The organism is Nocardia sp. NPDC004722, assembly GCF_053601505.1.
In genome coordinates, this window is the sequence record NZ_JBSGBY010000311.1 from 1 (window position 1) to 10,018 (window position 10,018).

Below are 10,018 nucleotides of genomic sequence, written 5' to 3' on the forward strand. Positions count from 1 at the left end.
CGTGACTGCCGTCCTGGAATTCGACGATGCCCATCCCCCACAGCGCCGCCGCTTGCAGATAAGGCGGCGGGTCACAGCGATCGCAGGCGGCGGCCTCGGGGGCGGCGATCGGCGCGACCTCGGGGGCCGACATCGGATCGGGCTGGTGCAGCTTGCTCTGATCCACCGGCGCGAGAGCCGAATTGGGGATGTCCCGCACGCCGGTGGCGGAGTTGCGGCCCACCCGCACCGGAGCGACCGGACCCGCGGGGACCAGTGGATCGGCCTCGACGGTGTCGGTGGCGTCCGCGGGCTGGACCTCGGCCGCGGTGGCGTCGAGGTAGGCGTGTGCCTTGTCGGCCATGGCCTGCGGCATCGGCACGGCGAACTTGCCGAACGGGGTGTCGACCACCATGCCCTGTCCGGCGTCGGTGCCGCCGGGCTGGGTGGCGGCCGGCTGGTTGTCGACCACGGCCGGTTGGTTCTCGTCGGACGAAACCGGTTCCGCGGCACTGGTTCCGGCGGTAGCCAGGGCGGCAACCAGCGGCAGCGCACCCGCGACCGCCAGTGAACCCAGGCGTCGTCGCACCGAACTTGCCTCACGTACCAAATCGACCGGTTGGCGTTTGCCCATGAATGACCTTTCTCCCGAATGTCAACGGATGTCGAACATTCGGATCCGGCCGGTGTGCCGGATTGGTCGGGACATCGCAGCCCGGTCAGGCCGCTATCGAGACCGCGCGGAATGTGTGCGGTCAGCCCGCGCGCTGCGCCGTGGATCCGCCCGGTTTGTCATTCGCCACGGATTTGCCGTTGCCGGAAGCGGATTCGGTGCCGATCTGCGTCGCCAACCGGCGGGCCTCATCGGGATCGTCGAGCGCTTCCAAAGCCAGGCGCGCGAACACCCACTGCTCGGTCGCGGCCATCTGCCCGCGGTGGCGGCCCAGGAACGAGACCATCCACTCGAGCACCGTGACGAAGCGGCTGCGGAAGCCGACCAGGTACCACAGGTGCAGGCCCAGCCACGCCAGCCAGGCGAAGAACCCGCTGAACTCCAGCTTGCCCACCTGGCAGACCGCGTTGAACCGCGACACCGTGGCCATCGAGCCCTTGTCGAAGTACTTGAACGGCTTGCGGTCCTCGGCCTTCTGCTTGCCCTCGACCTCGGCCTTGATGGCCTTGGCCGCGTAGGTGCCGCCCTGGATCGCGCCCTGCGCCTGCCCGGGCACGCCCGGCACCGACATCAGGTCGCCGACCACGAAGACGTTCGGGTAGCCCTTGATGGTGAGATCGGGTTCGACGATGACGCGCCCGGCCCGGTCGGTCTCGGTGCCCTTGGACTTGTCGGCCAGGATCTTGCCCAGCTCGCTGGCCTGCACGCCCGCAGACCACACCTTGCACGCGGATTCGATGCGGCGTTCGGTGCCGTCCGGATCCTTCACGGTGACGCCGCGCGCGTCGACATTGGTGACGATGGCGTTGAGCTGGATCTCCACGCCCATCTTCTCGAGCCGCGCCTTGGCCTTGCCGCCGAGCTTGGGACCCATCGGCGCGAGCACCGCGCCCGCGCCCTCGATGAGGATGACGCGCGCGTCGCGGGTGTCGATATTGCGGAAGGTGCCGTCGAGGGTGCGGTCGGCGAGTTCGGCGATCTGCCCGGCCAATTCGACGCCGGTGGGGCCCGCGCCGACGACGCAGAAGGTCATGAAGCGGTCGCGGGTCTCCTGATCGGGGGCCAGTTCGGCCTCCTCGAAGGAGCCGAGAATGCGCGCGCGCAGTTCGAGTGCGTCGTCGATGGTCTTCATGCCGGGGGCATAGGTGGCGAAGTGGTCGTTGCCGAAGTAGGACTGCTGCGCACCCGCGGCGACGATGATGCTGTCGAAGGGGGTGACGTAGTCCTGGTTGAGCAGCCGCGAGGTGACGGTGCCGCCCTCGACGTCGATATCGGTGACGTCGCCCATGATGACGCGCACGTTCTGCTGTTTGCGCAGCACGATGCGGGTGGCGGGGGCGATCTCGCCGACCGACAGGATGCCGGTCGCGACCTGGTACAGCAACGGCTGGAACAGGTGCGTGGAGGTTTTGGAGATCAGCGTGATGTCGACATCGGCCTTGCGCAGGTGCTTGCAGGCGAACAGTCCACCGAACCCGGACCCGATCACCACCACGCGATGACGCTGTGCGACGGATTTCTCGGCGTTCATCTAGTTCCTGCTCCTCGCCAGACGGTGAAACTACGACAACTCACCCGTAACGGTAGTGCAGTGTGAGTCGCGCAGCCCAATCAGGACCGACCGAAAACAGACCTTTTAGACAACTCTCTAGAAGATACAAGACGGACGGTCGGTCCTGGGGGATTGGCGGAGCAGCTGTGTCCGGGGCCGGGACCGAATCGGGTCAGCGACCCTGGAAGAGCAATTGCGCCACGTGCGTGGTGGTTTCGGCGCCGTCGGTGTAACCGCCCTGATCGCCCTGCTCGGTCATGATCGCGAGGGTGTAGCGCTCGCCCGGACCCGCGAAGCCGACCGAATTGACCACCCAGCCACCCTGCTCATCGGACCAGCCGTTCTTCAGGCCCGGGTTCATCGCCGCGCCCGCGCCCCACACGCCCCAGTGCTGATTGGTGTCCACGCGGCGCATGCGGTCGAGCAGGTAGGCGCGATCGTCGGGGTGCATGCGGGTGAGCACGTTGTCCATGAGCCGATCCAGGTCGGCGGGGGAGCACTGCTGGAAACCCCAGTCCGGGAACAGCTTGACCTGCTCGATATTGGTGGTCGGGGGTAGGGGGACCAGGCCGGTCATGCCGTTGGCGCGGAAGGCGTTGTTGAACGACATCCGGTCCATTCCGGCGTACTTGTTCCAGAGGATGTCCGCGGCATTGTCGTTCGAGGTTGCCAGCATGGACTCCATCAGCGCGCGGTCGTCGGGGCCGAGCTGGATGGCGCCGACGCGGGCGCGGTTCAGCAGATCCTCCGCGATTGCCAGCTTGATGGTGGAGGCGGTCCAGAAGTTCGTGTCGGCGTTGCCGTTTCGATAAATGCCGCCGGTGACCCGATCGCGCATCACATAACCGGTCACGCCGGGACGGGTGGCGAGGTAATTGTCGGCCGCGGCAATGCGATTGCTCATATCGGCGTCGAAACCGGCGATCGGGCCCTGGGCGTGCACCAGGCCGCCGGCATTGGCGGGCGTGGCGCCGGCCACGGGAACGAACGCGGGCGCGGCCGGAATCAGGGCCGCGGCAGCGAGGACACAAGCGGAGGAGGCCACGCGCCGGGCCTTGGGGGAACGCACGAGGGAACACAATAGAGGGCGCTATGCCCGATACGCACCTCTTGCGGGGCGTCGGCGCTTCTGTTATCGAATCGACACTGTCGCACCGAATTTCGCCGTTCTCAGTGGAAAGCCGCTTGTAGCTCTTCGATACTGCGGCCGTTGAGGCGATAGCAGTGCTCGAAAGCCTCGGTGTGGCGATCGCGCGGCCAGGACTGGAGAACGACGCCGCGGCCGTAATGCCGGGAGTTGACGAGCTCCCAACGGTCTCCCACCCGGCGCACCGTGAATCCGGTTCTGGGCACCAGGGGAATCACCGACGCCAACATCGATGTGAACCAGCCTTTCCTGACCAACTTCGAACCTCCCCGAAAGGCACTGTCGCATACCACACCTGAATTTCCGGGTGACGCGCCCGAGCAAATCTCCCGCGTGTGGCAGGGGTCACCCGGCGAGCCGGGAGGGGCGGTGTTTGCATGTCGTTCGCCAACTGTATAAACACAGCTCGTGCACATTCACCGGGCCGAACGAGCGGATACGCTCGCCGACGCGCTGGCCGAGCTGCTCGCCGATCCGCTCGGCGATCCGTTCACCCCGGAAGTGGTCGCGGTTCCCGCCAAAGGGATAGAACGCTGGCTCGAACAACGCCTGGCCACCGTACTCGGCTGCGGCGACACAGGATCCAGCACCGACGGCATCGCGGCCAATATCGATTTCGCCGACCCCGCGGCCCTGGTGGGTGCGGTGCTGGCGGAGGCGACCGGAGTCGATCCGGAGCAGGACCCGTGGTCGCCGGAACGCCTCGTGTGGACACTGCTGCCGGTATTGGACGAAGTCCTCACCGAACCGTGGGCCGCGGTCCTGGCCCGGCATCTGGGCAACGGCGACGCCTCCGGCCACCGGGTCGGGCGACGGTACGCGACGGCCGCGCGGATCGCGGCCCTGTTCGACAGTTACGGCGCGCAGCGCCCGGCCATGGTGACCGACTGGGCCGCGGGCCACGACACCGACGGGGCGGGCCACGCGTTGCCGCCGGATCTGCTGTGGCAGCCGCTGCTGTGGCGGCGGGTGCGCGCGGTGGTGGGGCTGCCCAGCCGCGCCGAACGGCTGGGCACGGCGTGCGCGCGGCTGCGGGCCGAACCGTCGATCGTGTCGCTGCCGGAACGGATTTCGCTGTTCGGGGTGACGCGGCTGAGCACCGATCAGCTCGAGGTGCTCTCGGCGCTGTCGTCGGGGCGCGGGGTACACCTGTGGCTGGTGCATCCCAGCCCGGCCCTGTGGACCAAGCTCGCCGACGCCGAGGTGATCCCGAATGCCGGTGTGCGCGTGCGGCATCCGCTGCTGGCGGCGCTGGGGCGGGATGTGCGGGAGTTGCAGCAGCGGCTGGCGGGCTACGACCACATCGACACCTATCACCCGCGCCCGGACGCTCCGGCCGCGGGCGGGCGCACGCTGCTGTCGGAACTGCAGGCCGCGATCCGGCAGGACCGCTGGTCGCTCATGCCCGAGCCGAGCCTGGCCGACGGGACCATCGCCGTGCACTCCTGCCACGGGCCCGCCCGCCAGGTGGAGGTGCTGCGCGACGCGTTGCTCGGCGCGTTCGCGGCCGACCCGACCCTGGAACCGCGCGATGTCATCGTGCTGTGCCCGGACGTGGAGAGTTACGGGCCGCTGGTGCGCGCCGCGTTCGGGCAGTGGGCCGCGCCCGCGTCGCCGCACGCGCCCGCCGAGGCCGGGCATCCCGCGCACGGATTGCGGGTGCGGCTGGCCGATCGGGCGCAACGGGCGGTCAATCCGCTGCTGGATGTGATCGGCATTCTGCTCGAGTTGGCCGACGGCCGGGTCACCGTGACCGAGGCGCTGGATCTGTGTGCGGCCGAACCGGTTCGGCTGCGCTGCGGCTTCGACGACGATGACATCGAGCGGTTGCGCGAATGGGCCACCGAGACCGGGGCGCGCTGGGGCATCGGGCAGCGGCAGCGGCAGGCGTTCGGGCTCGGCGATTTCGCGCAGAACACCCTCAACGCGGCGGTGGACCGGATCCTGCTGGGGGTGGCGGCGGGCGAATCCAGCGAGGACTGGCTGGATCTGGTGCTGCCGCTCGACGACGTGGACAGCAACGACATCGATCTGGCGGGCCGGTTCGCGGAATTCGTCGACCGGCTGGCGGTCTGCCTGCGCGACCTGCGCGGCTCCACCCTCGACGAACCGGCCGGTTCGGCGCGGCCCGCGGCCGACTGGTCGGCGGTGCTGGGGCGGGCGCTGGACCTGCTCACCGAGATGCCCGCCAGTCAGGGCTGGATCGGCGTGCAGGCGCGCCGCGAACTCGCCGCCGCGCTCGAACCCGCCGGGCAGATTCCCTTGCGGCTCAGCGATATCGGGGCGCTGTTGCACGCACGGCTGGCCGGGCGGCCCTCACGCGCCAACTTCCGCACCGGGGAACTGACCGTGTGCACCATGGTGCCCATGCGCTCGGTGCCGCACCGGGTGGTGGTGCTGCTCGGGCTCGACGACGAGGTGTTCCCGCGCACCGGCGGCGTCGACGGCGACGACGCGCTGGCACGGCATCGCCTGCCCGGTGACCGCGATCCGCGCAGCGAGGACCGACAGCTGCTGCTGGATGCCATCATGGCCGCCGGGGAGCGATTGATCCTGCTGCACACCGGTGCCGATCCGGTGTCGGGCGCGCATCGCCCGCCCGCCATCCCGCTGGCCGAACTGCTGGACACCGTGCGCGCGCATGTCGGCGCGGCCGCGCTGGAACGCGTGGTGACACGACATCCGTTGCAGCCCTTCGACCGCCGCAACTTCCGCATCGACAACCCGTTCAGCTTCGACACCGTCGCACTGGCCGGGGCGCTGGCGGCGGAACGGACTCCGGTGCCGCGCCCGCTGTTTCTGCCCACACCCCTGCCGGGGACCGAACGCGGGGATGTCGAACTCGCGGACCTGGTGGCCTTCGCCGAACACCCGGTGCGCGCATTCCTGTGGCAGCGCCTGGGAATTCGGGTGCCCGAGGAAGAGGAGGAGATCGCCGATCGCCTGCCCATCGAACTCGACGGCCTGACCAAATGGAATATGGGCGAGCGCATGCTGTCGGCGCGGCTGACCGGTGCGGATCCGAATGTGCTGCGCGCCGCGGAATGGCGGCGGGGCACGCTGCCTCCGTTCGGCATGGGCGCGGCCGTGCTCGACGAGGTGGAGGGCACGGTCGACCAGTTGGTGCGGGTGGCGCGGCCGCTGCACGAGATTCCCGCGCGCACCATCGATATCGCCGTCGATCTGGGCGACGGCCGCCGCCTCACCGGCACCGTCCCGGATGTCCACGACGACGCCCTGCTGCGCACCACCTTCTCGCGGCTGGCCCCGAAACATCGGATGGCGGCGTGGATTCGGCTGCTCGCGCTGGCCGCCACCGGCACGCACCAGTCGTGGCGGGCCATCACCATCGGCCGCGGCAAGCACCACCGGCCCGCCTGGCAGTCCACCCTCACCTCGCCGACCGCGCCCCTGGCCCGCGGCATCCTGCGCGACCTCGTACTACTGCGCGACGAGGGCCTGTCCGAACCGCTGCCGATCGCCCCGTCGGCCTCGGCCACCTACGCCGAACGCCGCCTGGCGGGCGCGACCACCGACGACGCCCTGCACGCCGCCGAACAGGACTTCGACGACCGCTTCGGCGAACACACCGACCGCTACTTCCGCCACATCCTGGGTCCCTCCCCACGCTTCGACCAGCTCACCGCGGCCGCCGCCCCGGCCCCACCCGGCACCGACCCCGAACCCACCCGTTTCGGCGAACTGGCGCGCCGCCTCTGGAATCCCTTGCTCACCAACGAGAATCAAGGCCAGCCATGACCGCTCCGAGGAGGAACACCCTGTCCCGCACCCCAGCGCGCTGCCTCTCGCTGCCCATGGCCGCCGCCCACTCGTGCGGAACCCGGCCGTGCCCGAATACCGGCGGTGCGCGCGCATGACGGACGACCTCTTCTCCCTGACGGACGCGGACTTGGCCCCCCGCCCAGCCGCCCGCACGCGGCGTCGCGGCGACAGCCCGGGGGGAGAGCCCCGCCGCCGCGAGAGCACGCCGCAGGAGTCCCAGGCCGCGGACCTGTTCGGCTCCGGCGCAACGGGTTCGGCCGCCGAGGGCGCGGGCGTGGCCGGGGATGCGAGCATGGATCGCCCAGGCGCCGCATCCGACGCGGGCGCTTCCGATGACGGACTGTGGGACGACCATCAGGCTGGTGCAGCCGTGAGCGGGCCACGATCGGGCGGTGATATCGGTGCGCCACAAGGGGATTCGGCGAATCGGTTCGAGTTGACCGGGCCGCTGCCGGGCGGGACGACGGTGCTGGAGGCCAGTGCGGGGACCGGGAAGACGTATGCCATCGTCGGGTTGGCGGTGCGGTTCGTGGCCGAGGGCGGGATCGATATCTCGCAGTTGCTGCTGGTGACGTTCAGCCGGGCGGCGACGCAGGAGTTGCGGGAGCGGACGCGGGATCGGTTCGTGGGGGTGGCGACGGCGCTGGGGGATCCGGAGCGGGCGCTCGCATCGAACGATGAGCTGATTCGGCATCTGGCGCAGGGGAATCCGGGGGAGATCGCGGCGCGCCGCGAGCGGCTGCTGGCCGCGCTGTCGGATTTCGACGCGGGGACCATCGCGACCACGCACAGCTTCTGTCAGCGCATGCTCGACGAGCTCGGGCTGGCGGGGGAACAGGATCCGGGGGTGCGGCTGGTCGAGGGGATCGAGGACGTCGTCTCCACGGTGGCCGACGATCTGTACCTGAGCCGGTACGCGCGCGGCGGTGCGCCGTTCCCGCCCGCGGACGCGCAGCGGCTGGCCGCCGCGGCCGTGGGGGATCCGCACGCCCTGCTGCAACCCGAGGCCGAGTCGGAGGAGGACCCGGCCGCCGAGCGGGTGGCCTTCGCCGCCGCCGCGCGGGTGGAAACCGCACGGCGCAAACGGCTTTCGGGACTGCGGGACTTCGACGACCTGCTGGTGCTGCTGCACGGCGTGCTGGCCGATCCCGAAGCCGGTCCGTTGGCCTGCGGGCGCATCCGCGACCGCTACCGGGTGGCGCTGGTCGACGAATTTCAGGACACTGATCCGCTGCAATGGGACATCCTGCGCCGCGCCTTCCACGGGCACGCGACGCTGGTGCTGGTCGGCGACCCGAAGCAGGCGATCTACGCCTTCCGCGGGGCCGAGGTGCTGAGCTATCTGGACGCGGTGGCGCACGCCGACGGCAAACGCGAACTCACCACCAACCGGCGCAGCGACGCGGGACTGCTCACCGCGCTGGAACACCTCCAGGGCGGTGCGGCCTTGGGACACAAGGAGATCACCGTGCACCGGGTGGCGGCGACCCGGCCGTTCTCGCGGCTGTCGGGCCCGCCGGAACTGGCGACGCCACTGCGCTTGCGGTGCCTGCCGCGCAGTGGCGCGGGACCGCTCAACCGGTCGGGGTATCCGACCGTGGGCCGGCAGCGGGAGCGCGTCGCCATCGACGTGGTCGCCGATATCGTCGGGCTGCTCGGTTCCGGGATGCGCATCGACGCGGGCACACCGGCCGAAAGGCCCATCGGCCCCGGCGATATCGCGGTCCTGGTGCGCTACAACAAGCAGCTGGATCTGGTGCGCAAGGAACTGGAGGCGGCTGGAGTCGCCGCGGTGCTGGCGGGCGGTGCGAGCGTCTTCGGTACGCCCGCGGCCACCGACTGGCTGTGGGTGCTGCACGCTCTGGAACAACCGCATCGCGCCGACCGGGTGCGGTTGGCCGCTGGAACACCGCTGCTGGGACTGAGCGCTGCCGAGATCGACACCGGGGGAGCGGATCTCGTCGGCCGCCTCAGCGCCGACCTGCGCGACTGCGGACGGCTGTTCGCCCGCTCCGGTTTCGCCGCGGTGGCCGAACGGCTCAGCGCGGAAACGAAGCTCGCCCCGCGCCTGCTCGCCCTCGAAGGCGGTGAGCGGCAGCTGACCGACCTGCGGCAGATCGCCCAGCTGCTCGACGAGACCGCGTTGCGGGAAGGCATGGGCCTGTCCGCGCTCACCCGCTGGCTCGCCGACCGGGTGCGCGATCCGGCGTCGGGCAGTGTGGCCGGGCGCAGCCGCCGCCTGGATCGCGATGCCGAGGCGGTGCAGATCGCCACCGTGCACGCCAGCAAGGGCCTCGAATTCCCGATCGTGTACCTGCCTTTCGCCTGGGACACCGGCAAGATGCGCAATCCGCCGACCCTGCTGTTCCACGACGAGCAGGGCCGCCGCGTCCTCGATGTCGGCGGTCCCGACGCACCCGGCTACAGCGGTCGCCGCAAACGCGCCGAGGACGAGGAGCAGGCCGAGGAACTGCGACTGCTGTACGTGGGGCTCACCCGGGCGGGCGCACAGGTGGTGGCCTGGTGGGCGCCGGCCTTCGACACCCAGACCGCGCCCCTGCATCGCATGCTGCTGGGTCGCGAACCCGGCAGCCCGGCCGTGGCCGACAAGGTGCCGGTGCCCGCGGATTCGGTGGCGCTGGAACGCATTCGGGAGTGGGCGGCGGCCGCCGAACCCGGTGTGATCGCGGTCGAACCCGTCCGCGAGATCAACCGCGCCCGCCTGCCGCTCGACCACACCGCCACCGCCGCCGAGCCCTTGGCGGTCGCGCGGTTCGACCGCACCCTCGATCAAGCGTGGCGGCGCACCTCCTACTCCGCGCTGACCGCGGGCGCGCACGACGCGCTGCCCGCGAGCGATCTGCCCGAGGGCGGCGTCGCCGAC

General features: G+C 70.4%; 5 protein-coding genes and 1 pseudogene. 2 read left to right on the forward strand and 4 right to left on the reverse strand.

The genetic code is table 11. The features are described from left to right. The 4 genes and pseudogenes from ACWELQ_RS26835 to ACWELQ_RS26850 all read right to left on the reverse strand — a co-directional run. Positions 1-568, reverse strand: a pseudogene (locus ACWELQ_RS26835) (hypothetical protein); the annotation flags it as partial. Between the two features lie 166 nt (positions 569-734). Next, entirely contained in the window at positions 735-2,183 is a 1,449-nt protein-coding gene (locus ACWELQ_RS26840; protein ID WP_452399818.1) for an NAD(P)/FAD-dependent oxidoreductase, read from the reverse strand. A gap of 193 nt (positions 2,184-2,376) precedes the next feature. Next, complete coding sequence (locus ACWELQ_RS26845) at positions 2,377-3,285, reverse strand: tat pathway signal sequence (RefSeq protein ID WP_452399819.1); 909 nt, start codon at positions 3,283-3,285, stop codon at positions 2,377-2,379. 89 nt (positions 3,286-3,374) lie between these two features. Beyond that, complete coding sequence (locus ACWELQ_RS26850) at positions 3,375-3,581, reverse strand: hypothetical protein (protein WP_452399820.1); 207 nt, start codon at positions 3,579-3,581, stop codon at positions 3,375-3,377. Between the two features lie 178 nt (positions 3,582-3,759). Between ACWELQ_RS26850 and recC the strand changes: the two genes are divergently transcribed. Together recC and ACWELQ_RS26860 are read left to right on the forward strand one after the other, a co-directional pair. Further along, positions 3,760-7,110, forward strand: a complete 3,351-nt coding sequence (gene recC / locus ACWELQ_RS26855; protein WP_452399821.1) for an exodeoxyribonuclease V subunit gamma — start codon at positions 3,760-3,762, stop codon at positions 7,108-7,110. Between the two features lie 115 nt (positions 7,111-7,225). After that, a partial coding sequence (locus ACWELQ_RS26860; RefSeq protein WP_452399822.1) for a UvrD-helicase domain-containing protein occupies positions 7,226-10,018 on the forward strand: 2,793 nt, incomplete at its 3' end.

Excerpts from the sequence above, each read along its gene's own strand:
- ACWELQ_RS26840 (WP_452399818.1), bottom strand. The coding sequence starts at position 2,183 with ATGAACGCCGAGAAATCCGTCGCACAGCGTCATCGCGTGGTGGTGATC.
- ACWELQ_RS26850 (WP_452399820.1), bottom strand. The coding sequence starts at position 3,581 with ATGTTGGCGTCGGTGATTCCCCTGGTGCCCAGAACCGGATTCACGGTG.